Source organism: Agromyces bauzanensis, from assembly GCF_014645655.1.
Classification (GTDB): domain Bacteria; phylum Actinomycetota; class Actinomycetes; order Actinomycetales; family Microbacteriaceae; genus Agromyces; species Agromyces bauzanensis.
In genome coordinates this window covers 43,354-67,175 of sequence record NZ_BMMD01000022.1, presented here as the reverse complement: position 1 = coordinate 67,175, position 23,822 = coordinate 43,354, and the positions used below count along the sequence as shown (strand labels likewise).

Sequence of the window (23,822 nt, the reverse complement as noted above, 5' to 3'; positions counted from 1 at the left end):
CCCGCGCACTGGACGCCGAGCGCAGCCAGCGACGCTCACCGGTCAGCCGCTCGACAGACCCTGGCGCCACGCCGCGTAATCACGTCAGCGAAATGGATACCCACTATCTCGAAAACGTCAGCTCGCCCGGATCTCCCGAGCACGATCAAGCTAACAGACAGGTCTGTCTACTTACAACCTCAACCCACAATAGATCGCCGCTAGTTCGCGAGGCTTTGCGGGTGCTCACCTACAGACAGACTTGTCTGTAGAATGTCTGGACATGCCGACTTCGGAGGGAGCACACATGAGTCATGCAGACACGCCGGTACAGCCCGCGCGCGAGCGGATCCTCGACACCGCGTTCCGGCTCTTCTACGCCCACGGGCCGCGGGGCGTCGGGGTGGACACGGTCATCGCCGAGTCGGGTGTGGCCAAGGCGACGCTGTACAAGCACTTCCCGCGCAAGGACGAGCTCGTGCTCGCCTACCTCGACAAGGTCGATCAGGGCTGGTTCGGGCAACTGCGCGCGGCCGCTCGCGACGCCGGTGATGACCCCCGGGCGCAGATGGTCGGCATGTTCGACGCCCTCGCCAGTGCCGCCCGCCGGGAGGGGTTCCACGGGTGCGCGTTCATCAACACCGCCGCCGAGTCCGAGTCCGGCAGCGACGTGCATGCCCGCACCGTCGAGCACAAGCGCGTCGTTCGCGCATGGGTCACCGACCTGGCCGGCCGCGCCGGAGCCGCCGATCCCGACCTGCTCGCCCGTCAGCTGACCATGCTCATCGACGGCGGCCTCGCCAGCGGCGTCCTCGACGCGGATCCCGCGGCATCCGTTGCAGCCAAGGCGGCCGCGCGGTCGCTCGTCGACGCAGCCTGCCCCCCGGACTGATTGCTGGACTGACAGAATCTTGAATCTGTCAGTCGGATAACGTAGCCTCTCCACCAGACCACGAGTTCTGGAGGAACCACAATCATGGACACACACACCCTTGGCACCACCGGCCCCGACGTCTCCGCTCTGGGACTCGGCCTGATGGGCATGTCGGACCTGTACGGCCCCACGAGCGAGGCCGAGAGCATCGCCACGATCCACGCCGCACTCGATGCCGGCATCACCCTGCTCGACACCGGCGACTGGTACGGAATGGGCGCCAACGAGCTGCTACTGCGCGACGCCCTCAAGAGCCGCAACCGCGACAACGCGGTGATCAGCGTCAAGTCCGGCATCCTGCGCGACCCCTCCGGCGCCGTTCTGGGCATCGAGACCCGGCCCGCCTCTATCAAGAACTTCCTCGCCCACACTTTGCGTCGCCTGGGCACCGACCACGTCGATATCTACCGCATGTCGCGCCTCTCCCCCGAGGTGCCGATCGAGGACGTCGTCGGCACGCTGGCCGAGCTGGTCCAGGCCGGGCATGTTCGCCACATCGGCCTCTCCGAGGTCGGCGCGGACAGCCTCCGACGTGCGGCGGCGGTGCACCCGATCAGCGATCTGCAGATCGAGTACTCCCTGATCTCCCGCGGGATCGAGGACGAGATCCTGCCCACGGCACGCGAGCTGGGCATCGGCGTCACCGCATACGGGGTGCTGTCCAGGGGCCTGATCTCGGGGCACTGGGCCAAGGAGAAGGCCGGGCAAGCCGACTTCCGCTCACACCTTCCCCGCTTCAGCGGCGAGAACCTCGACCAGAACCTCGCCCTCGTCGAGGAGTTGCGTCGGATCGCCGACGCCAAGGACGCCACGGTCGCGCAGGTCGCCATCGCCTGGGTCCTCTCGCGCGGCGCCGACATCGTCCCCCTGGTCGGGGCACGTCGTCGCGACCGGCTGGCTGAGGCACTCGGCGCGCTCGAGGTCACCCTGACCGATGATGACCTGGCCGTGATCGAGGCCGCGGTTCCGGCTGACGCGGTGGCTGGAACCCGCTACGACGCGTCCCAGATGTCCATCCTGGACAGCGAGCGCAGGTGATCGGGCACAGGGCGGGCATGCTCGCCCCTCGGTACGCTGTGCAGGTGCTCGCGATGGGCACCTGCACCGTGAATGGAGGCGTCGCGATCCGATGAGCGACACGATCCTGACACGCGAACGAATCCTCGACACCGCCGAGGAGGTCCTGCGCCGTTACGGTCCCGCCAAGGCGACCGTCCTCGATGTGTCCCGATCGCTCGGGGTCAGCCACGGCAGCGTCTACCGGCATTTCCCCAGCAAGACGGCACTGCGCGACGCGGTCGCCGAACGCTGGCTGGCACGCGTGTCGGCTCCCCTGGCGGTCATCGCAGCCGAGGACGGGCCTGCCCCCGAGCGACTGCACCGATGGCTGCTGCGGCTCAGCGCCGAGAAGCGGCGGATGGCCCGCGAGGACCCCGAGCTCTTCGACACCTTCCACACCATCGCCACCGAGGCGCGGGAGGTCGTCGCCGAGCATCTGCGGCTCCTTGCAGCGCAGATCACCCAGATCATCGAGTCGGGCATCTCGCGCGACGAGTTCGCCCCCACCGATGCCACCGTCGCCGGACGGGCGGTGCTGCAGGCCACCGCCCGGTTCCACCATCCTGTACACGCCATGGAATGGTCCGAGTCGGGCATCGACGCCGACTTCGACGCTGTGATCGCGCTCATCCTGTGCGGGCTGCGCGCCGGTCCATCAGGCCGTTGACCTTCAGCACCCGAGACGCTGATGGACGGATCTACCTCATTCCCCCGGCAGCGACGACCGATCCACCGCCGAGGCGAGCAGCGACGAGAGTGCAGCGGGGATTCGCGAATCCTCGAGCGCCGCCACGAGAATGGGCGCGAAACGCGCCTTGCGACCGCTGTGGGTGCCCATGAAGCGCCGGAGCTGCACGTCAACCTCCTTCGCCCGTTGCGCCGGTTGCTGCTGGAACGAGCGGAACCGCGCGAGCTCGCCATGCTCCGCCAGGAGCTCCTCGACCCGCTCGACGCCGAGGGCGCGGATGAGCTCCCCCTCGAGGTCGGGATCGCACGCGAAGAACCCGACCGCGGCGAGATCGGCGTGTTCGGGCCAGAGGCCCGCCCGCATCACCGCGCGTCGCACGTACGCCGCCTCGCCGAGGTCGAAGAGCCCGACCACCCGCGGACGCACCGGCCTGCGCGCCAAGGCCGCGAGGTGGTGATGCAGGTTCGTCACGCCGTTCATCGGCAAGATCGTCGCCGAGGCGGCGATGAGGTCCACCCCGACCCGCACGGCGACGACCTCGACCGCCAACCGGTCGCTCTCGCCCTCGACCAGCACGAGGGTGGCGGATGCCTCGCCTGACCTCTCCGCTCGCATGCGCCGACCCTACCCCCGGGCGTATAATGGATTTATCAATCCATCAATCGCTTCAGGAGGCGTCGTGCTGCCCGATGCCAGCCGGCCGCTCTACGAGGTGAAGGCCAACCTGTTCAAGGGCCTCGCCCACCCGCTCCGGGTGCGCGTGCTCGAGGTGCTCTCGACCCGCCCCGAGACATCCGTCTCCGACCTGCTCGAGGTGACCGGGCTCGAGGCCTCCAACCTGTCGCAGCATCTCGCCGTGTTGCGCAACAACCGCCTCGTGACCGCCGACCGCCGCGGCAACCAGGTGTACTATCGGCTCGCGCACCCCCAGGTCGCCGACCTGCTGCGCGTGGCCCGAACCCTGCTCGGCGACATCCTGGAGACCACCGAGCGCCAGCTCGTCGAAAGCTCGGGCCTGCCCGAGCTCCCGCCGGCCGCGCCCGCCGTCGAGGCGGCCGCGACCGCCGTCGAGGCGGCCGGAGAGCCGGCATGACCGGCGCGACCGGCATGACCGGCACGGCCGGCACGCGGCTTGCGAAGGCGCTGCGCTCGGCGCCCTCGCGATCGTGGGCCTGCTCGCGGGCGTCATCGTGGTCGTCGCCGGCGTGCGGCGGCTCGGTCGCGCCGTCACGTACATCCCCTGGCCGGTCATCGAGGGGTTCACCCTCGGCATCGCGATCATCATCTTCCTGCAGCAGGTGCCCGCCGCACTGGGCACCGAGCCCAGGCCGAGCACCAATGCGCTCGTCGCCGCCATCGAGTCGCTGCCCACGGTGAGCTGGCCCGAGGCCGCCTGGGCGCTCGGCATCGTGCTCGTGGTCGCCGCCGTCATGGTGTTCGCGCCGAGGATCCACAAGCTGCTGCCCGGCTCGATCATCGCCATCGTGCTCGTGTGCGTCGTCGCCGTCGCGCAGCTCCCGGTGGCCACCATCGGCGAGCTGCCGCCGGGCCTGCCCATGCCCATCGTGCCCGAACGCACGTTCGACACCATGTCGCCCCTCATCGGCGCGGCCTTCACCGTCGCCGCCCTCGCCGCCATCGAGTCGCTGCTCTCGGCGCGCGTCGCGGCGTCGATCTCCGACACCGGTCCGTACGACGCCGATCGCGAGCTCGTCGGACAGGGGACTCGCGTCGGTGGCATCCGCCTTCTTCGGGGGCATTGCCCGCCACGGGGGCGATCGCCCGCACCGCCGTGAACGTGCGCACGGGCGGGCGCACCCGGCTCGCCGCGATCGTGCGCGCCGTGCTGCTCGCCGGCATCGTCGTGGCCGGCGCGAGCATCGTCGCGGTCATCCCGCTTGCCGCGCTCGCGGGCGTGCTCATGGTGACCTCGACGCGCATGATCTCGGTCGCGACCGTGCGCACGGTGGTCGGCTCGACCCGTTCCGACGCCGTCGTGTTCGTCACCACCGCGCTCATCACCGTGACGTTCGACCTCATCTACGCCGTGCTCATCGGCATCGCCGGGGCCGCCTTCTTCGCGCTGCGGGCCCTCGCCCGATCGAGCGGCGTGCACCGCGAGGAACTCCCCGCCCGGCTCAGCCCGGCGACGAGCGCATCGCCGTGTTCCGCCTCGAGGGCGCCCTGTTCTTCGGCGCCGCCGAGCGCATGCTCGAGCGCGTCGGGGTCATCCGCGACGTCGAGGTCGTCATCATCCGGATGTCGCAGCTGCAGATCCTCGACGCGACCGGCGCCCAGGTCATCAACGAGCTCATCCAGGCGCTCGAGCGGCGCGGCGTGACCGTGCTCGTGAAGGGATCCAGACCCGCCACCTGCAGCTGTTCACCCACGTCGGCGCCATCGCCTCGCTGCGGCACCAGAACCACCTCTTCGACGACCTGCCGTCGGCCGTCGAGCACGCCCGAAGCCACATCCTGCGCGGGCCGGTGAAGCCCGTGCGCAGTCGAGGATGCACCCGACGGTCGCGACCCGGCTCGCCCCGACGTCGTAGCCACGACCGGTCCGCGCTCGCGGCCGGCTGAGCCGCGACTCAGCCGAGCGACATCCCCTCGGCGGCCGCCGACTGCTTCGGATCAGGCAGCCGCCGCATCCGCAGCGCGTTGAGGATGCCGAGGACCCCTGCGAGGATCGGGACGAAGAGCGCCACCTGCAGGGCGATCGGCCGGGACTCCTCGTTGATCGCGACGATCTCGTCCTGCACCTCGGTCGGCTCCTCGGCGAGCAGTTCCTCGAGCTGGGTGGTCGACATGAGCTGTGCGTCCTCCTCGAGCGCGACCGCGACCCGTTCCTGGTCCTCCGGCGGCAGCACGGTGCTCGATTCGGCTCGCGCCGTGAAGGTGAACGCGAGCACGGCGAGCATGATGGCGCCGGCGAACGCGAGCCCGAACGACAGGCCGAACGAGCCGGCCGCGGAGTTGACGCCGGCCGCCTCGCTCACGCGCTCGTCGGAAATGGGCGAGAGCGTGTAGTTGTTCAGCTGCGAGACGAGCAGCCCGAGTCCGCTTCCGGCGACGATGAGGGGCAGCGTGAGCCACCAACCCGAATCGGCGCGAGGCACGATCGGCACGAGCACGGCGAGGCCGACGACGAGCAGCACGAATCCCGTGAGCACGATGTTGCTCGGCCGGTTCTTGAGTCGTCTGCCGGCGAGCAGCGCGACCACGAACATGCTGAGCGAGAGCGGGGCGATCGAGATGCCCGCCCAGAGGGCGTTGTACTCGAGCACCATCTGCAGGTAGATCGGGAGCACGATCATGGAGCCGCCGAGCGCGACCTGCTGCAGGAGTTGCCCGCTGACCCCGGCCCGGAAGACCTTGGACCTGAACAGCGCGGGATCGATGAGGGTCGCCTGCTCCCGCCGCTTCCGCGCGCGCAGCCACCACACCAAGCCCCCCATGGCGATCGCGCCGACGCCGATCAGCAGGCCAACGTACTGGCCGCCCTCCTGCCAGACCAGGATGCCGAGCACGATGCCGCCCATGCCGAGCACCGAGAGCGCCGCCCCGGTCCAGTCCACCGTGCGAGAGCCCGTGTAGGGCACGTCCTTCACGAGCCGGATGCCCGACAGCACGACCGCGATGATCGCCGCCTCCAGTGCGAATGCCACCCGCCACGAGAGGAACGTCGTGATGAAGCCGCCGAGCAGCGGCCCGACGGCCGCGGCGATCGCCGCCGAGGCCCCGACGAGCGCGTACACGCGCTTCTGGTGGTCGCCACTGAAGTTGCCGTGGATGAGCGCCTGCATCGAGGGCAGCAGGAGGGACGCGCCGATGCCGCCGATGATCGCCCAGAAGATGATGATCGCGGTGAGGCCCTGCGCCAGGGTCATCGCGATCGCGCCGACTGCGTAGCCGAGGAGCCCGAGGATGTAGGCGAGCTTGCGTCCGATGAGATCGGCGGTCTTGCTGCCGATCAGGATGAACGCCGCCGAGACCAGCGCCTCGAGGGCGATCGCGCCCTGCACGCCGCTCACGGTCGTGCCGAGATCGCGAACGACCGCGGAGATCGACACGTTCATGATCGAGGTGTCGACGACGAGCACGAACATCGCCATCGCGAGCAGCAGCGCCAGCCGCCCGTTGAACGTCGCGGGCGCACCCGAGGTCGTGTCGGCCATGGCTCACCCAACCACACGCGGCGGTCCCGCGGATAGGACCAACGTCCCCAGGCCCGGCTCTGGACACGGCGACCACGCGCGCGTACGCTCGCCTGCGGACCGCCAGCGGCATCCGCCGCCCGAGATCGGAAGGAGAGATCGATGAACACCGTCCTTGTCGTGCGCATCGCAGACACCCTTCCCTGTGAGGCCGCCCGCTGACAGCGCGTCGGTGGCCTCCGTGACCTCGGAGAACCACCGTGAAATTCCTCTCGTCTCTCGACGAACCATCGACCACGCCGTTCGGCGCGCCACCCGTGCTGAGCCCCGTCGAAGCATCCGCCCTCATGTTCCAGGCCGCCGAGCCCGGCGAGGGCCAGCGCTGGTCCACGTGGCCGGCGACCATCCCCACCGAGCGCGGTCCCGAGCCGCGCCCGGACTGGCTCGTGACCAGTGCTGCCGCCATCGACACCGAACTCGGTGTCGTGAAGACCGGCAAGGAGGCGAGCCTCTTCCTCATCGAGCGGGCGGTTCCGGATGCCCCGGCCGACGTGCCGGGCAACGCCGTGCTGCTCGCCGCCAAGCGCTACCGCTCGAGCGAACACTCGGACTTCCATCGCTCGGCCGTCTACACCGAGGGCCGCGGCACCCGTCGCAGCCGTGACGTGCGCGCCGTCGCGAAGGGCACCTCGTTCGGTCGATCGGTGGCCCGCGTGCAGTGGGCCTACGCCGAGTTCGACGCGCTGAGCCGGCTCACCGAGCTCGGGGCATCCGTACCGTACCCGGTGCAGGTGCACGACACCGAGGTGCTCATGGAGTTCATCGGCGACGGCCGGGTCGCGGCGCCGCGGCTGGCCCAGGTGCGGGCCGGCCGGGACCTGTTGCGCGACCTGTTCCAGCAGGTGGCGGACTTCATGCACGTGCTCGCACGGGCGGGACTCGCGCACGGCGATCTCTCGCCGTACAACCTGCTCGTGCACCACGGGCGCGTCGTCGCGATCGACCTGCCGCAGGTCGTCGACCTCGTGTCGAATCCGCAGGGCTTCGACCTGCTGCACCGCGACTGCGTCAACGTGTGCGAGTGGTTCACGAGGCAGCGCCTCGAGTGCGACGCCGAGGAGCTGTTCAGCGAGCTCGTGGGCGAGGTCGGGTTCTGAAGGGATGAGCGGATGCCGCGGCGCGAGCCGATCGCCGCGCCACTCGCACCGAGGCATCCGCGGGCGTTACAGTGCACGAAGATCAGCGCAGATCACCCGGGATGCCGGGCCGACCACGCCCCGTCACCTCCCGTTCACCCGAGCGAACGAGGCTTCCGTCATGACCCTTCCCCCCGAACAGCCGGCCCCGCCCGCCACCGCGAACAGCGGCGCCATCGGCGTCATGGGCCTCCAGTTGCAGGAGGGGCGACGGATCCCGCGACGGCAGGTGATCTCGTGGGCGTTGTGGGACTGGGCGACGCAGCCGTTCAACTCGGTCATCCTCACGTTCGTGTTCACGGCGCTCTACCTGACGAGCGACACGTTCCTCGACCCGGCGGTCGCGGCGCTCGACGAGGGCGACCCGGCGCGCGAGGCGGCCCTCGCGGACCTCGCGAGCGGTCTCGGGTGGGCGATCACCATCGCGGGCATCCTCATCGCGGTGCTCGCGCCGGTGCTGGGTCAGCGGGCCGACATCGCGGGCCGCCGCAAGCTCTGGCTGGGCGGAGCGACCATCGCGCTCGTGGCGTGCATGTTCGCGCTGTTCTTCGTGCAGGGCTCGCCCCAGTACTTCGTGCTCGGCGTCTCGCTCATCGCCGCGGGAACCGTGTTCAGCGAGATCGCGGGCGTGAACTACAACGCGATGCTCGTGCAGGTCTCGACTCCGCGCACGGTCGGCAAGGTCTCGGGGCTCGGCTGGGGCCTCGGGTACATCGGCGGCATCGTCGCGCTCGTGCTGGTCGTCGTCGCCACCACGTTCGAGTGGTGGGGCATGCCCACCGACAACGGCCTCGCCTTCCGTGTGATCGCCGTCGGCTGCGCCGTCTGGACGATCCTCTTCGCCTGGCCCGTGTTCGCGTACGTTCCCGGGGCGCCGCCGGCGCCCCGACGCGAGCGAGTGTCGTTCTTCCGCGGGTACGTCGTGCTCGTCAAGGACGTCGTCGCGCTCTGGCGCGGTTCGCGCCCGACGTTCTGGTTCCTGCTCGCGAGCGCCGTCTTCCGCGACGGGCTGGCCGGCGTGTTCGCGTTCGGCGCGGTCATCGCGGCCGTGGCGTTCCGCTTCACGCAGAACGAGGTGCTGATCTTCGGCATCGCCGCGAACCTCATCGCGGGGCTCTCGACGATTCTCGCCGGACGCTTCGACGATCGGTTCGGTGCGCGCGCCGTGATCATCTTCTCGCTGTCGGGCCTGCTCATCGCCGGGCTCGCGGTGTTCTTCCTCCACGACACGGGCAAGCTCGTGTTCTGGATCTTCGGCCTGGTGCTCACGTTGTTCGTGGGCCCGGCGCAGGCGGCGTCGCGCTCGTTCCTCGCCCGGGTCACGCCGGCGGGCCGCGAGAGCGAGATCTTCGGCCTCTACGCGACCACCGGACGGGCGGCGAGCTTCCTCTCGCCGCTCCTGTGGTCGACGTTCATCCTGGCGTTCGGGGCGACGTACTGGGGCATCCTCGGCATCATGATCGTGCTCGCGGCCGGTCTCGTGCTCATGCTGTTCGTCAAGGCACCGGCCGAGCACGCCTGAGCCGGTCGGGCCACGCCCGACGGGTCGGCGGCCGGCTCAGCCGCGCCGCCAGGCCTCCGTGAACCGGGTGAGCAGGGTGGCGAACTGTCGGCGCTCATCGGGCGAGAAGTCGGCGAGGGCGCGCTCGACGGCCCCGCGTCGGTGATCGAGCAGCGACGAGAGCGCCGTGCGACCGGCATCGGTGATGACGAGGATGCTCCGCCTGGCGTCGCTCGGATCGACGTCGCGTCGCACGTGGCCGGCATCGGCCGCGGCCTGCACGAGCCGGCTCGCCCGCGGCTGATCGACGCCGATCGCCGCGGCGAGATCGGTCACCGAGCTCGGACCGTGATCCGCGAGCACCATGAGCAGCCGGATCGCGGCGTGACCGCCCCGACCACCGGGGCCGCCGTGCCGGTTCGGTCCCCCGTGATCCCGGTGGGAATGCGCACCGAACGGGCCGCCGGCGCCGCCGTGCCGATGCCCCGCCCCCGGGCCGCCGGGCCCCCAGCCGAAGGGTCCGCCGCCAGGGCCCCATCCGAACGGGCCGTTCGACCCTCGGCCTCGCAGCGCGCCGAGTGCCGCCTCGATCGCCACGATCGGGTCGGCGGGCGATCGATCGGACCCGGCCGGACCTGTGGGTTCGCCGGGTCCGCCTCGACGGGATGGATTCATATATGTCATAGTACATGTACATGTCACTTGACATACAAATGAAGACGCGCACCGCGCGCCGGGCGCCCGAACGGCGCACCGAGAAGGGAACACCACATGAACACCGACACCGACACCGCTCAGACCGCCCCCGGTGAGCCCGAGCACCGACCGCTCGGCTTCTGGCTGAAACTCGTCGACCGCCGCATCTCCGAGGAGATCGAGGCGCTCTTCGCCGACGACGGCATCACCCGCCGCGACTGGCAGATGCTGAACCTCCTCGCCGGAACGGCGCGCGACGAGCACCTCGCCGAGCGACTGCACGCCAAGCCGCACGCGCTGCACCGTCTGGTGGAGCGCGGGTGGGTCGCCGGCTTCCCGCCGGAGATCACCGAGGCGGGGCGCGAGGCCCGCGGCCGGCTCGAGTCGCAGGTGAGCGCACTCCGCGAGCGCGTCGCCGGCGCCGTCTCACCCGAGGACTTCGCGACGACGTTGCGGAGCCTCGAGGCCATCGCCCGCGAACTCGGCTGGGACGAGTCCCAGTCGCTCCCCCGTGGGCGCCGCGGCGGCCGCCGATTCGGTCATCGCCACCACGGCATGCCGATGCACGGCTTCGCGATGCGCGAGGGCTTCGGCCCCCGCGATGGCTTCGGCCCTTGGCACCACCGCGGTCACTACGCCGCCCAGCAGGACGTGCACGTCCACGTGCACCTGCACGACGGCGATGACCACGACGGAGGCGAGCACCACCGCAGAGGCGCATGAGCGTCGGCTCGCGGCCGCCGGACCAACAGGTCCGGGGGCCGCGGCCTCTGGTTCATCCTTCGCCGGTGGATGCCTCGCGCGCGGCCGCCGAGCTTCCCCGCGCGTTGTACACCACGGCGTCGGATGCCCCGAACGCGCGGAACACGTCGATCGCGTCATCGTGGCCGACACCAACCGATACCCGGATGCCCCGTCGCTCGAACTCCCCGACCCAATCGTCGGGCATGGGCCCCTCATCGAATCCCGTGAGCTCCTCGACCTCGGCACCCTCGCCCGCGATGGTGAGCGAGCGCACGCCCCCCCACATGGTCGCGCCGTAGCACATGACGCAGGGCCGCCAGTTGACGACGAGCTCGACGTCCGCACCCTCGGCGCCGAGGTCCCATTGCCCGAGTCGCCGCTGCGCGAGGCTCAGGGCCATCATCTCGGCATGCATCGCGCTCAGGTTCGTGGCGAGTACGACGTTGACGCCGACGGAGACCAGCTCGCCGGTCGCCCGGTCCACCACGATGGCCGCGAACGGGCCGCCGTTGCCGGCCCGCCAGTTGCGGTCGGCGAGCTCGTTCACGAGCGACATCCGCTCCTCGGTCGAGCCCAGTCGCCGTTCGGCGAGATCGTCGAGGTCGTCGACCAGCCAATCGGGCAGGGAGGCGGAGAAGTCGGTGGCGAGCGGCGCGTCCATGCGCCCCATTCTGCCCCCGCCGTCACGCCGCGTCGCGACGCGCCGGCGAGTCGGACGCGTCGACGCGGCGACACGTCTGGCGAACATCGGCTGCTCGGCCTTCGAACGGGGGGACGCGGGCGGGTAGTCTGAGGCCCGGGGAGACGACACGAGGAGGAGGGCGACGGCTGCTCCGTGACCATGACCCTCAAGGTGAAGCAGCGCCGGCAACAACGCCGGCGCGCGGTCGGATATGTCCTCATCACGGGCGGCTGGGCGGCGACCATCTGGGTGAGCACGCTCCTCGCTCCGCCGCCGTGGCTCCACACGACGGCGCTCTTCGTCCACCTCGCGTCCCTCGTCGTCGGACTCGGCGCGGTCCTGATGGTCGAGTGGCACGCCCTGCTCTGGGCCACCGAGTGGCGGACGGTCCGCGACCTGCGGCAGGTCGACGTCACCCTGAAACCGCCGATCTGGGCGGGGCTCATCGGCCTGCTCGCCTCGGGCGCCCTGCTCCAGCCCGACCTGGAAGCGCCGACGACCATCGTGAAGCTCTTGGCCGTGCTGGTCGTCTCACTCAACGGCGTCGCACTCACCCAGTGGACGGCCTATCTCGGCCGGTTCCCGCGCAAGATGCGCTTCCGTGCCCTGCCTCGTCGAGCGCGCATCCGGTTCATCGCGACCGCCGTGGTCTCGCAGCTCGCCTGGTGGACCGCGGTCACCATCGGAATGCTGAACTCCACCACGTGACACGGGCCGACCGTTCTCCACAGGCACACTGGGCCCTCCCAGAATCTCGATATATGCTCGCCTTCGTCCCCCGTACCACACCCGAGGACGACTCGATGTCCGACGCTCTCGTGACCGACGCCCCGAAGCGGGGTGCATTCCGTGACCACGGCAGTGCCCACGGCGATCGACCGAACCCGGGGGCGATCGCATGAGCGCCGACGCATCCGGACCGCGGCGCGAACGGCGCCGGCTTCGTCGGGTACGCCGGCGCCGCACCGCCCTTGCGATCGCCGCCGGTATCGCGCTCGTGCTCATCGCCACCGGTGGCGCCGTCGCCGCGGTCATCATGAACGGCCAGGATCCGTCGGTCGACGCGCAGGACGCGCCCGAGACGACCGCGGCGGCGGAGCCCGTCGTCTTCCCCGAGGACGAGCCGGCCGCGGCTGCCGGCGCCCAACCGTGCACGACGGTGACGGTGCTCTCGTCGCTCGAGAACTTCGAGATGGTCTCGCGGCTGGTCGAGGGGTACAACGCCCAGCCACGCGACATCGACGGCAGCTGCGTGACGGTCGTCGCGACGACGGACAAGTCGGGCCTCGCCGCCGAGGACGCGGCCGGCGGCTTCCCCGAGCTGCCCGCCGACCAGCGTCCCGTCGTCTGGATCCCCGATGCCAGCTCGTGGCTCGCCACCGCGCGCACGCTGGGCGGCGGCGTGAACGTGCCCGCGGAGGGCACCAGCATCGGGTCATCCGACATCGTGCTCGCCATGCCCGCGGCGCTCGCGGCCGCCATCGGCTGGGACGAGGAGCGCCCCAGCTGGAGCGACGTCTTCGCCGCCGCCGAGGACTCGGAGGCCTGGAACGACCTCGGCCATCCCGAGTGGGGCGAGTTCAAGCTGGGGAAGACGAGTCCGCTCATCGCCTCCTCCGGCGAGGCGGCGCTGCTCGCCTCCTATGGTTCCGCCGCGGGCTCCATTGCCGAGCTGACGGTCGAGCAGATCCGCGACGACGGCGTGACCGAGGAGGTCAGGCAGCACGAGCTCTCGACCAGTCACTACATGGCGACGCCCGAGCACTTCCTCTGGCACGCCCGCCAGTCGGAGGACAAGGGGTCGGTCGCCGACTTCCTCTCGGCGGTGATCGTCGACGAGAAGTCCGTGTGGGACTACAACCGCGGGGTCACCAGCCGCGACGGCCTCACCCGGGTGGCGAGCGAGCCGCCCGCGGAGCAGCTCGTGCCCATCTACCCCAGCGACGGATTCTTCGTCGCCGACAACCCCGCCGTCGTGCTCGCCGGGTCGTGGGTCGACGAGGCCGAGACCGCCGCCGGCGAGGATTTCCTGCGCTTCACCGGCACCAAGCAGGGCCAGCAGATCGTGCGCGAATCCGGCTACCGCGACCTCAACCGCGCGTTCGACCCGCTGGTCGCCGAGGTGGGCCGCCTCGCGGACGACCTCTCCGGCGCACTGCCGTTCCCCGGTACCAAGGTGATCCGGGCGACGCACGAGGCCTTCCCCGAGGTTCGCAAGCGCGCGGCGGTGCTGTTCCTCGTCGACGTGTCGGGCTCGATGGAGGAGCCGATCACGACGGGCGCTTCGAAGCTCGCCGCGGCGAAGGATGCCATCACGCAGGCGCTCGGCCATTTCACGGCCGGCGACGAAGTGGGCCTGGCGGCGTTCTCTGCAGTCGACGACGGCCCCATCAGCCCCGGGCTCGTGAGCCCCGTCGCCGACATCGGCGACACGCGTCCCGACTTCCTCAAGGCCCTCGGCGCCCTTCGGCCCGTGGAGTTCACGCCCCTGTACGCGGCCGTCGACGAGTTCACACGCCAGCGTGCCGCCGACTGGAACCCCGATCGCATCAACGCGGTCGTGCTGCTGAGCGACGGCAAGAACGAGACATTCAGCCCCACGATCGACGCGCCGCAGATGCTCGCGAACCTCGGGGCGCTCCACCACGACACCCCGGTGCTCGTCTTCACCCTCGCCTACGGGGCCGACGCGGACGTCGCGACCCTGCAGTCGATCTCGAGCGCCACGGGCGCCCACTTCTACGACGCCACGGACCCGACGAAGGTGCGCGACGTGCTCGGCGACCTCGTGACGAGCTTCTAGCGCCGCCCGACCGGCATCCGGACTCCGCCGGCCCCACCACGAGTACGGCGCGCCGCCCCCGGATGGGAGTGGCGCGCCGTTGGTGTCAGGTCGGGCTGGTGGCCTACCGCCCGACCCGCACGATCACCTCGGCGGTGGTGGTGTTGCCCGCGGCATCCGTCGCCTCGAACGTCACCGTGTAGACGGCGCCCTGTCGGGCGAGCAGTTCCACCTCGGTGTCGGACACCACGTTGGAGTCCGCCTTGTGGCCGGTGGCCGTCACCCCGAGGAGTCTCACCGTGATGTCGCCGCTGGAGTTGTCGGTCGCCTGGACGTCGAACTCCACCGAGTGCCACTGAGCGTCGGGCGGGAAGACGAACTCGGGCTCCGCCGTGACGACGAGCTCGGGCGCGACCCGATCGACCAGGTTCAGACCGACGAGCACCGGGTCGTGGTCGCTCGATCGATACGCGTCGGGCGCGTACAGGGCGTCCTGCGGATCCTTCTTGAAGGTCATGTCGTAGTCGATGAGGCTCGGCTCGTCGGCGTTCACCGCCCAGGTCGTCGCCTCCACGACTTCGTCGGCCACGTCGGTGCCGGCGAGCGCGTAGTCGAGGTAGCCGAGCTGGCCGTCGAACACGTACGAGTACGCGAACTCGCCCTGGTCGCGCAGCAGCAGGTCGGTGTAGCCCGCGCCCGTGAGCACCTGGATCGGGTCCTCCTGGTCGTACGAGTTCAGGTCGCCGATGATGAGTTCACGACCGGCGTCGGCCCCCGTCGGGCTCGTCGCCAGCCACTCGACCATGGCCGCAGCCGCCTCGGTGCGCACGATGTTGCAGTTGCCCTGGCCGTTGGTGTCCTCGGGCTCGCCGGCGCATGCCGATCCCTTCGACTTCAGGTGGTTCACCACCACCGTCACGTCGCCGCCGGACTCGAGGTCCATGAACGTCTGCGCGAGCGCAGGTCGGTTGTGGTCGTCGATCCACCGCGGATCGACCGACTCGGACAGCACCGCGTGGTCACCGATGGGCGCCACCTCGGCTGGCTGGTAGACGAGCGCCGTCGTGATGACGTCGGTACCGAGCGGCCCGGTCGAGATGAAGGCATAGGTGTCGGCCCCCATCCGCTCGTTGAGCGCATCGACCAGCGTGCCGACCGCGAGGTCGCCGTTGTTCTCGATCTCGATGAGGCCGACGATGTCGGCGTCGAGTTCGGAGATGGCGCTCACGATCTTGTCCTGCTGGCGCTGGAACTCCACCGGATCGTTCGCGCCGCGAGAGCCGAGCGTCGTGAAGTAGTTCAGCACGTTGAAGCTCGCGACCGTGGTCGAGCCGTCGACCTCGGGCGCCTCGGGCCGCGGGTTCGCGACCTCGAAGTCGGCACCCTGCGTCGGCTGCACCGCCCACGTGTCGAACCGGTAGTCGAGCACGCCTGTGACATTCGTCACGAGGTCGCCGCCACGGAACAGGTTGTCGAGCGTGAACTCGTCGCCGTTCGGGTGGATCGCCGGGTCGGGGTTCTGCTCGCTGCGGCCGTCGTCGATCGTGATCCGGTTGCGCGCATTCTGCTCGGCGAGCTCGATCGCCTCGGGCGTAACGGCGTCATACACGGCGGTCGGCTGCGCCTGCCGGTCGGTGCCGACCGTGATCAGGCCGTAGCGGCCGTATTCGAAGAACTCGAGGATCGAGAGCGTCTGCGGCAGGGTGACGCGCATGCCCTCGAGCGACTCGTAGTCGGTGGGCTCCGCGGGAAGGCTGAACTCCGTCGCCGCGGGCAGCTCCGCGCCCGTGGCACAGATCGCATTGGCCGTGGCGGTGACCTCCGTCATGCCGAAGAACTCGCTGACCGTGCCGGCGACGTGCACGACGTCGCCGGGGGCGACGTCGAGGCCGGTCGGCGCGTAGACGAAGATGCCGTCGGATGTCGCAGTGTCACCGTCGCCGGCGTCCTGCACGTAGTAGCCCTCGAAGCCGCCGACCTGGAAGTCGCCGACGACGACGCCCTCGATCTGGACCGAGGTGCCGGCCTTGGGCGAGGTGTCGCCCGAGCCCTGCACGGAACCGATGGTCACGACCGGTGCGTTGCAGTCGGCCGGCGGCAACGGCACGACGACGACGGTGAGCGAATTGCGCACGCCAGGAGTGTTCGCCGCCTCGCCGGCGACGAGGGAGCCGGGCCGGCCGGGGATGCCGGCGAGGTCGAAGTCGTTGCGCACCCAGTCGGCGGTTGTGTCGGTGTCGGCGCCGTCGGGAATGCGGGAAGCCCCGCCTGGCGCGAACGGGGCGCCGTCGTAGGCGACGCCCAGCACGGTGTCGCCATAGGCGAGGTCGGATGCCCCGCCGTCGTGGACCGCGATCGTGTCGACGATGGCGAGGCCGGCGACGTCGTCGATCACCCCGTCGTCGTCGGCGTCGAGGTCGGTGCCGAGCGCTCCGGTGAAGCCGGTGACGAGGAGCAGCGACACGGTGCCGTTCTCGAGCGCGTTGGCGGGGAGCCAGACCAGCGCTCGCCCGTCGGCATCGGGAGTGCCGAACGCGACGACCTCGTCGACGAATCCGAGGGTCGAACCGCTGTCGCCCTCGAGCTCCAGCACGCGGTAGTCGCTGAGATCGGTACCCGGCTCGACCAGCACCTCGACGTACTCGACGTCGTTGCCGGTGGTCGAGGCGGAGAACTCGTTGATCACCGGCTCCTGCGGCCCGACCTCGCCGCAGAAGTGGGCACCCAGCCCGTCGAAGGTGTCGGTCGCGAAGCCCTCCCACTGCACGGTCGGATCGAACACGTCGGTCGGGTCGGTGTCGCCGACGCACACCGACGCCAGACGGCGCAGCGTGTTGTCGGCGGTGGAGACGAGGTCGGAGCCCCACTGCGAACCGGGGTCCGACCCGACCTGGCCGAGCGAGTCGACCACCGTACCGCCGTGCGTCAGCACGATCGCGTCGTCGCCGTTCCAAAGGCTCGCTCCAGTGGTCTGGTCGGCGAACGCGGCGAGGTCCTCGTCAGCGAAGACGAACGTCTCACCCGGCGCTACGGGGTCGCCCACAAGGGCGAAGTTCCCAGTCGCGGTCGAGGCTCCGTTGAAGTACACGCTGAGCGTGTACCCGGTGAGATCGATCGCGGCATCCGTCGGGTTGTACAGTTCGATCGCCTTGTTGAACGACGATCCCTCGACGTACTCGCTGATGATGAGCTCGGTCGGCGCCGCCTCTGCGGCGGCCGCCGGAGCTGCGGCGAGCCCGACGGCGAGGAGTGACCCGGTCACGAGGGTGACGGCGACACGACGGACGGAGAGGTTCATGGAGACTCCCTGGCTCAACGCGCGGGTGTCGACCTGACCCCCGAGACGATGGTCAGACTACGGGAGCCGATCCGGCCGGAGGAAGGCCCCCGAATGAGAAGAATCGGTGAACGGCTCACATGTGCAGTCGCGGCATCCCGCGCTGCGCATCTGAGCACCAGGTGCCGCTTGTGCCACGGCTCAGCGGTGCTGCTGCTCCGACCCCGAGAGCCGCTGCGCGATGTAGATCGGGATGATCGACACGAGCACGAGCACGACCGCGATGACCGACACGATCGGCGCCTGGTTCGGCCGGAACATGTTGTTCAGGATGAAGATCGGCAGCGTCGTCACCCCCGAGCCGGCCGTGAAGGTGGTCACGATGATCTCGTCGAACGACAGCGCGAACGCGAGCAGTCCGCCCGCGAGCAGGGCCGACCGCAGCTGCGGGAACGTCACGAGCCGGAACGTCGTCCAGACGCCGGCGCCGAGGTCGGCGGATGCCTCCTCGAGGTTCGTGCCCTGGCGCCGCAGGCGCGCGATCACGTTGTTGAACACCGTGACGATGCAGAAGGTGGCGTGCGCGATGACGACCGTCCAGATCGACAGCGGCACGCCCATGATCGTGCGGAAGAAGTTGTTGAGCGCGATGCCGGTGATGATGCCGGGCAGCGCGATCGGCAGGATCACGAGGAGGCTGATGGCGTCGCGCCCGAAGAAGTCGAAGCGCTGCAGGGCGAGCGAGATGAGCGTGCCGAGCACGAGCGAGATGACCGTGGCGATGATCGCGACCTGCACGCTCGTCGTCACCGCCTCGATGGCGCCCGCGCTCTGGAACGCCCGCACCCACCACTCGAACGTGAAGCCGGGCGGCGGCCAGGTGAGCGACGTCGACGTCGAGAACGAGTTCACGAGCACCACGACCAGCGGCACGTAGACCGCCACGAGGATGACCGCGGTGACGATGCCGAGCGTCGCCCGGGAGAGGCGTGAGAGGCGCATCCGTGACCCTTAGAGGTTGTCGAGCGCACCGGTGCGGCGCACGAGGAAGAGGTACCCGAAGATGATGACGATCGGGATGAGCGCGATCGCCGACGCGAGCGGCAGGTTGTTGGCCGCGCCAACGTTCGTGTACACGAGGTTGCCGAGCATCTGGCTGGCGCCGCCCACGATGTTCACCGTGATGTAGTCACCGAGCGAGAGCGAGAAGCTGAAGATCGTGCCCGCGATGATCGCCGGCAGCACGAGCGGGAAGACGACGAGGCGGATGGTCGGCCAGGCGCGGCCGCCCAGGTCGCCGGATGCCTCGAGCAGCGAGTCCGGCACGCGCTCGAGACCCGCATAGATGGGGAGGATCACGTACGGCAGCCACAGGTAGGAGAGCGTGATGATCGTCGCGGGCAGGCCGTACCCGGGCGTGTGGCCGCCGAACGGCGAGACGAGCCACTCGAGGATGCCGTCCTGGGAGAGCACCGAACGCCACGCGTAGGCCTTCACGAGGTAGCTCGCCCACAGCGGCGTGAGCACCAGGATGACGAGGATGCGCTGCATCCGCGGCGACGCGACCTTTGCCATGTAGAACGCGATCGGCAGCGCGAGCAGCACGTCGACGATCGTCACCGCGAGCGCCACGCCGAGGGTGCGCAGGGTCACGGTCTGGTACAGCGAGCCGGTGAGCACCGTGATGATGTTGTCCATCGTCCACTCGGTGGTGATCTCGCCCGTGAAGCTGTCGACCGACCAGAACGCGGTGACCAGCAGCAGCGCGAGCGCGACGACGTAGACGACGACGAGCCAGAACAGCGGCGCGGTCAGCAGGAATGCCAGGCGCGCCCTCGGGTGGGTCGCGAGGAAGGCGGAGCCCTTCCGCGCGAAGCCGGCGCGGCGCGCGGGCAGCGGATGCCGCGTCGGGGCGTTCGTCGTCATGCGTGTCCTGTCGTGTCGGAAGCTGCGGGTCGGGGAGGCGGCACGGCGACCGTCTCCCCGACCCACGGAGCGGGCGAGCAGGTCAGCCCTTGATCTCCTGCCAGGCCGCGGTCCACGCCGCGTAGTCGACGCACTCCACGTCGGTGCGGCCGTCGACGCACTCCGCGATCGGGGTCGTCCAGTACCAGATCTGCGACGCGTAGTCCGCGTCACCGGCGTGGTAGGCCTCGCAGTCCTCGCGGAACTCGCACGCGGCGTCGTTCGACGGAGCCTCGCCGAAGTATGAGGTGGCCGCGGCGTTCGCCTCGGGGCTCGCGATGTGGTCGAGCCACGCGTACGCGCAGTTCGGGTTCTCGGCCCCGGCCGCGATCATCCAGGTGTCCGACCAGCCGGTGGCTCCCTCTTCGGGCAGCACGACCCCGGTCGACGCGCCCTCGGATTCCAGCACGTTCTGGATGACCTGCCAGGTGGTGCCGACGACCGAGTCGCCGGTCTGGAAGGCCTGGATCTCCTTGAGGTAGTCCGACCAGTACTCGCCGACGTGCTGGCGCTGCTCCTTCAGCAGGTCGACCGCGGCCTGGAACTGCTCCTCGTCGAGGGCGTACGGGTTCTCGATGCCGAGCTCCGGCTGGTGGGCCATGAGGTAGACCGCGGCATCCGCGATGTAGATCGGCGAGTCGTATGCCGTGACCTTGCCGGTGAACTCACCGGCGCGGTCGAACACGACGTCCCACGAGGTGGGCGCCTCGGTGACGACCTCGGTGTTGTACATGAGCAGGTTCGCGCCGTAGCCGTGCGGCACGCCATACGACTCCCCGTCGACGGAGTTCCACTCCTTGTCCTTCAGGAAGTCGTAGATGCCCTCGTAGTTCGGGATGAGGTCGGTGTTGACCGGCACGACGTCCTCGGCGGCGATGAGGCGCAGGGTCGCGTCTCCCGAGGCGACCACGACGTCGTAGTCGCCCGACTTCATGAGGTTGACGGCCTCGTCGGAGGTGCCGTAGGTCTTCGAGGTGACCTCGCATCCCGTCTCCTCCTCGAAGGAGCTGACCCAGTCGACGGCGGGGTCGTTCGAGCCGTCCTCGACGTAGCCGGGCCACGCGAGGATCGAGACCTGGCCCTCCATCTCGCCGAGCTCCTCGGCGGCGTCGCCGCCGCCGGAGCCGCCGGACTGGGTGCCGCAGGCGGTGAGCACCGCGATCGAGGCGATCGCGAGGCCCACCGTCGCGCCGCTGCGCGCGGTGAGTGGATTCCGCTTCATGGTTCTCTCCTGTTTCTCTGTGTGGTGCAGGGTGGTGCAGGTCACACGGATGCCGCGGCTGCGGCATCCGTCACCGACTCGGATGTCGCGAGCGAGATCACGTCGGCGTCGTGCCAGCTCACGACCACGCGGTCGCCGCGCTCGTCGTCGTGCACGCGATGGCGGTCGTTCTGCTCGAGCACGCTCACGCGTGAGCCCGCGTCGAGGTCGACGACGATGCGGATGCCGCTGCCGAGGTAGATCGTCTCGACGACCGTGCCGGGCGCGTTGTGCACGTCGGCGCCGGTCTCGCCACCGCCGACGGTCATCTTCTCGGGACGCACGGAATGCAGGCCGCCGCGGCCGAGCAGTTCGTGCGACGCCGCGTCGTCGAGGAGGTTCGACGTGCCGACGAAATCGGCGACGAACCGGGAGCCCGGGTGCTCGTAGAGTTCGGCGGGCGTGCCGAGCTGCTCGATGCGCCCGTCGTTGAACACGGCGATGCGATCGGAGAGCGTGAGCGCCTCCTCCTGATCGTGCGTCACGAAGATGAACGTGATGCCGAGGTCGCGCTGGATCTCCTTCAGCTCCACCTGCATCTGTTCGCGGAGCTTCAGGTCGAGGGCGCCGAGCGGCTCGTCGAGAAGCAGCACCTTCGGCTGCACGACCGTGGCTCGGGCGAGGGCGACGCGCTGGCGCTGGCCGCCCGAGAGCTGCGAGGGCTTGCGGGCCGCCATCTGCTCCAGTCGCACCGAGGCGAGCGCCCGGCGTGCACGCTCGTTGCGTTCCTTGCGGCCGATGCCGCGCACCCGCAGGCCGTAGGCGACGTTCTCGAGCACGCTCATGTGCGGGAAGAGCGCGTAGTCCTGGAAGACGGTGTTGACGTCGCGGTCGAACGGCGCGCGCTTCGTGACATCCTGCCCGAACAGCTCGATGGTGCCGGAAGTGGGCTGTTCGAAGCCAGCGATGAGCCGCAGCACCGTCGTCTTGCCCGACCCCGACGGGCCCAGCATCGAGAAGAACTCGCCGGCGGCGATCTCGAGGTCGACGTTGTCGACGGCGGTGACGGCGCCGAACTCCTTCGTGAGCCCGGTGAGCCGGATGGCCGGCTGCTGGTCGGTCATGGCGTCCCCTTCGATGCATCCGCGCTGCTCGCGCACGCCGTTAAACGGGCGATGTCAAAATCATATGGATCCAGATGTCTGAATCCAGTCCGCCGTGTTACGGTCTTGTCACAGTTCCGAGGAGTCACGTTCCGAGGAGGATGCCGGGGAGGTCGGATGCCGCAGGCCACCGGCCGCGCCGATGCGACACGCGCGGTAGTCTTCTCGCCGCTCGACGGTGCGGGCCGCGCCGAGCTCGTCGCGCAGCGCCTGACCGACGCGATCGTGGCCGGTGTACTTCGCGACGGCGAGCGCCTGCCGAGCGAGTCGGAGCTCGCGCGGAGCCTCGGCGTCGCAGTCGTCACCGCCCGGGAGGCGCTCGTGGCGCTGCGGGACAAGGGACTCGTGCACACCAAGCGCGGACGCGACGGCGGCAGCTTCGTGACCCACGACCGCGACGCGACGACGCGCATGGTCGACGAGCGCGTTCGCTCGCTGAGCCGCATCGAATTGCGCGACCTCTCGCTGCACTACGCCGCCATTGCGGGCATGGCGGCCGAGATCGCCGCGGATCGGGCGAGCGAGGACGACCTCGCGAGCCTCATCGAGGTCGACGCCCGTGCCGACCTCGCGACCCCCGGCGGCGCACGTCGAGCGGTCAGCCGGTTCCAGCTCGAGATCGCCGCCGTGAGCCAGTCGCCCCGGCTGGTGCACGAGGAGCTGCGCCTGCAGGCCGAGGCCGGCCCCTTGCTCTGGCTGTGCCTGCGGGAGCAGGATTCACGTGACCGCAGTCGCACGGCCCGCCTCGAGGTCATCCAGGCCATCCGGGACGTGCAGCCCGAGCGGGCACGTCGCGCGACGACCGACCACATCGCCTCGGCCGTGGAGTGGCTCATCGACGAGAAGGTGCGCCTCGAGCAGGCCGCGGCGGAGCAGGCCGCGGTCGCTCCGGCCGCCGCCGGACAACCGGAAGGAGCGAGGCCATGAGCGTCGACGTCGACGTCACCGCCGAGCACATCGCCAGGCAGATCGCCTCGACCATCGACCCCGTCTTCGCCATGATCGACGGATGGCGCGACGTGCTCGAGCGCGAGCTCGCGGGCCCGTACGCCGGCGCGCTCACGGGCGAGGGCGAGCCGACCGCCGAGAAGCTCGATCCCGTCGTCGCCGCGCTCGCGAGCGGCGAACTCGAGCGCGAGGGCAGTCTCATCACCGGCGCCGGCTTCGTCGCGGCGCCGGGCTTCCTCGCCGATGCGCCGTGGCACCTCGCCTGGTGGCTCAGCGGATCGAACACGTTCGGCCCCGGGTCGGGGCTGCGCCGGCTCACGACCGTCGACGACCCCGACTCGGAGCAGTTCCGCGACTACACGACGCTCGAGTGGTGGCGCGTCCCCGCGCGCACCGGCACCCGGCACCTCACGGGGCCCTACGTCGACTACCTCTGCACCGACGACTACACCGTCACGATCACGACGCCCGTGCGTGTCGGCGGCGACGAGATGGTCGGCCTCGTGGGCACCGACCTGTACGTCGCGCGCCTCGAGCAAGTGCTGCTCCCGGTGATCCGCGAGTCGGGGCATCCCTGCACCCTCGTGAATGCGTCGGGCCGCATCGTGGCCTCGACCGACGCCCGGCGGCCGACGGGAGCGCTGCTGCGCATCGAGGGTCTGGCCGAGGCCCTCACGCCGCTGCGGGACGCGGCCTCGGTGACGGATGCCGCGTGGCTGCCGGGCGGCGAGGCGGTCGTGCCGTGTGGCGACACGTCGCTCGCGCTCGTGCTGGAGGCCTGAACCGCTGCGCTTCAGCGGCCGGTCGGGTCTCAGTCGACGTGCTCGGCGAGCGGCCGGAGCACATCGGAG

Annotated in this window: 22 protein-coding genes and 1 pseudogene; 14 read left to right on the top strand and 9 right to left on the bottom strand. The window is 70.1% G+C overall.

What is annotated here, in order from left to right:
• Nucleotides 1–286 precede the first annotated feature (286 nt).
• The 3 genes from IEX31_RS15890 (at nt 287) to IEX31_RS15880 (ending at nt 2,639) form a co-directional block, all read left to right on the top strand.
• Complete coding sequence (locus IEX31_RS15890; protein ID WP_188744382.1) at nt 287–871, top strand: TetR/AcrR family transcriptional regulator; 585 nt, start codon at nt 287–289, stop codon at nt 869–871.
• Between the two features lie 84 nt (nt 872–955).
• Nucleotides 956–1,951, top strand: coding sequence for an aldo/keto reductase (locus IEX31_RS15885; RefSeq protein ID WP_188744381.1), 996 nt, complete (start codon nt 956–958; stop codon nt 1,949–1,951).
• Between the two features lie 91 nt (nt 1,952–2,042).
• Nucleotides 2,043–2,639, top strand: coding sequence for a TetR family transcriptional regulator (locus IEX31_RS15880; RefSeq protein ID WP_188744380.1), 597 nt, complete (start codon nt 2,043–2,045; stop codon nt 2,637–2,639).
• Nucleotides 2,640–2,675: 36 nt separating this feature from the next.
• Here the strand turns inward: IEX31_RS15880 and IEX31_RS15875 are convergent, their stop codons facing one another.
• The gene (locus IEX31_RS15875; protein WP_188744379.1) at nt 2,676–3,275 is read right to left on the bottom strand and encodes a TOPRIM nucleotidyl transferase/hydrolase domain-containing protein; all 600 of its coding nucleotides are present in this window, start codon (nt 3,273–3,275) and stop codon (nt 2,676–2,678) included.
• Between the two features lie 64 nt (nt 3,276–3,339).
• Here IEX31_RS15875 and IEX31_RS15870 point away from each other — a divergent pair, with 64 nt between their 5' ends.
• From IEX31_RS15870 to IEX31_RS19075, 4 genes and pseudogenes are all read left to right on the top strand, one after another.
• A complete protein-coding gene (locus IEX31_RS15870; RefSeq protein ID WP_229662417.1) occupies nt 3,340–3,753 on the top strand; it encodes an ArsR/SmtB family transcription factor in 414 nt (137 codons plus the stop codon).
• Between the two features lie 73 nt (nt 3,754–3,826).
• Nucleotides 3,827–4,456: a SulP family inorganic anion transporter gene (locus tag IEX31_RS19080; protein ID WP_268237003.1), complete on the top strand. Its 630-nt coding sequence runs from the start codon at nt 3,827–3,829 to the stop codon at nt 4,454–4,456.
• Nucleotides 4,453–4,611 (top strand): annotated as a pseudogene (locus IEX31_RS19335) (SulP family inorganic anion transporter); the annotation flags it as partial. The gene IEX31_RS19080 and the pseudogene IEX31_RS19335, both read left to right, overlap by 4 nt.
• Nucleotides 4,612–4,823: 212 nt before the next feature.
• Nucleotides 4,824–5,150, top strand: a complete 327-nt coding sequence (locus tag IEX31_RS19075; RefSeq protein ID WP_344999866.1) for a sodium-independent anion transporter — start codon at nt 4,824–4,826, stop codon at nt 5,148–5,150.
• A 100-nt stretch (nt 5,151–5,250) separates the two neighbouring features.
• Here IEX31_RS19075 and IEX31_RS15860 read toward each other — a convergent pair whose 3' ends face one another.
• Nucleotides 5,251–6,837, bottom strand: coding sequence for an MFS transporter (locus tag IEX31_RS15860; RefSeq protein WP_188744377.1), 1,587 nt, complete (start codon nt 6,835–6,837; stop codon nt 5,251–5,253).
• Nucleotides 6,838–7,076: 239 nt separating this feature from the next.
• On the opposite strand from IEX31_RS15860, the gene IEX31_RS15855 reads away from it, so the two are divergent.
• Nucleotides 7,077–7,973, top strand: a complete 897-nt coding sequence (locus IEX31_RS15855; protein ID WP_229662415.1) for a serine protein kinase RIO — start codon at nt 7,077–7,079, stop codon at nt 7,971–7,973.
• A gap of 160 nt (nt 7,974–8,133) precedes the next feature.
• Nucleotides 8,134–9,534, top strand: coding sequence for an MFS transporter (locus IEX31_RS15850; protein WP_188744376.1), 1,401 nt, complete (start codon nt 8,134–8,136; stop codon nt 9,532–9,534).
• Nucleotides 9,535–9,570: 36 nt separating this feature from the next.
• Here the strand turns inward: IEX31_RS15850 and IEX31_RS19330 are convergent, their stop codons facing one another.
• Nucleotides 9,571–10,188, bottom strand: coding sequence for a MarR family winged helix-turn-helix transcriptional regulator (locus tag IEX31_RS19330; protein WP_188744375.1), 618 nt, complete (start codon nt 10,186–10,188; stop codon nt 9,571–9,573).
• A 96-nt stretch (nt 10,189–10,284) separates the two neighbouring features.
• Here IEX31_RS19330 and IEX31_RS15840 point away from each other — a divergent pair, with 96 nt between their 5' ends.
• On the top strand, nt 10,285–10,932 hold the full coding sequence (locus IEX31_RS15840; RefSeq protein ID WP_188744374.1) for a MarR family winged helix-turn-helix transcriptional regulator: 648 nt from the start codon (nt 10,285–10,287) through the stop codon (nt 10,930–10,932).
• A 52-nt stretch (nt 10,933–10,984) separates the two neighbouring features.
• Here the strand turns inward: IEX31_RS15840 and IEX31_RS15835 are convergent, their stop codons facing one another.
• A complete protein-coding gene (locus IEX31_RS15835; RefSeq protein ID WP_188744373.1) occupies nt 10,985–11,614 on the bottom strand; it encodes a nucleoside deaminase in 630 nt (209 codons plus the stop codon).
• A 174-nt stretch (nt 11,615–11,788) separates the two neighbouring features.
• On the opposite strand from IEX31_RS15835, the gene IEX31_RS15830 reads away from it, so the two are divergent.
• Complete coding sequence (locus IEX31_RS15830) at nt 11,789–12,343, top strand: hypothetical protein (protein ID WP_188744372.1); 555 nt, start codon at nt 11,789–11,791, stop codon at nt 12,341–12,343.
• 190 nt (nt 12,344–12,533) lie between these two features.
• Nucleotides 12,534–14,438, top strand: coding sequence for a vWA domain-containing protein (locus IEX31_RS15825; RefSeq protein ID WP_188744371.1), 1,905 nt, complete (start codon nt 12,534–12,536; stop codon nt 14,436–14,438).
• A 103-nt stretch (nt 14,439–14,541) separates the two neighbouring features.
• Here IEX31_RS15825 and IEX31_RS15820 read toward each other — a convergent pair whose 3' ends face one another.
• The 5 genes from IEX31_RS15820 to IEX31_RS15800 form a co-directional block, all read right to left on the bottom strand.
• A complete protein-coding gene (locus IEX31_RS15820; protein ID WP_188744370.1) occupies nt 14,542–17,715 on the bottom strand; it encodes an ExeM/NucH family extracellular endonuclease in 3,174 nt (1,057 codons plus the stop codon).
• Between the two features lie 180 nt (nt 17,716–17,895).
• Entirely contained in the window at nt 17,896–18,696 is an 801-nt protein-coding gene (locus IEX31_RS15815; RefSeq protein WP_188744369.1) for an ABC transporter permease, read from the bottom strand.
• Between the two features lie 9 nt (nt 18,697–18,705).
• The gene (locus tag IEX31_RS15810; RefSeq protein WP_188744368.1) at nt 18,706–19,620 is read right to left on the bottom strand and encodes an ABC transporter permease; all 915 of its coding nucleotides are present in this window, start codon (nt 19,618–19,620) and stop codon (nt 18,706–18,708) included.
• Nucleotides 19,621–19,702: 82 nt separating this feature from the next.
• Entirely contained in the window at nt 19,703–20,881 is a 1,179-nt protein-coding gene (locus IEX31_RS15805) for an ABC transporter substrate-binding protein (protein WP_188744367.1), read from the bottom strand.
• Between the two features lie 41 nt (nt 20,882–20,922).
• Nucleotides 20,923–21,984, bottom strand: coding sequence for an ABC transporter ATP-binding protein (locus tag IEX31_RS15800; RefSeq protein ID WP_188744366.1), 1,062 nt, complete (start codon nt 21,982–21,984; stop codon nt 20,923–20,925).
• A gap of 156 nt (nt 21,985–22,140) precedes the next feature.
• On the opposite strand from IEX31_RS15800, the gene IEX31_RS15795 reads away from it, so the two are divergent.
• Both IEX31_RS15795 and IEX31_RS15790 read left to right on the top strand, forming a co-directional pair.
• Nucleotides 22,141–22,950 carry a FadR/GntR family transcriptional regulator gene (locus tag IEX31_RS15795; protein WP_188744365.1) on the top strand — a complete coding sequence of 270 codons (810 nt, stop codon included), beginning with the start codon at nt 22,141–22,143 and terminating at the stop codon, nt 22,948–22,950.
• Nucleotides 22,947–23,753, top strand: coding sequence for a PDC sensor domain-containing protein (locus IEX31_RS15790; RefSeq protein WP_188744364.1), 807 nt, complete (start codon nt 22,947–22,949; stop codon nt 23,751–23,753). The genes IEX31_RS15795 and IEX31_RS15790 overlap by 4 nt, the downstream gene beginning before the upstream one ends.
• Nucleotides 23,754–23,822 lie beyond the last annotated feature (69 nt).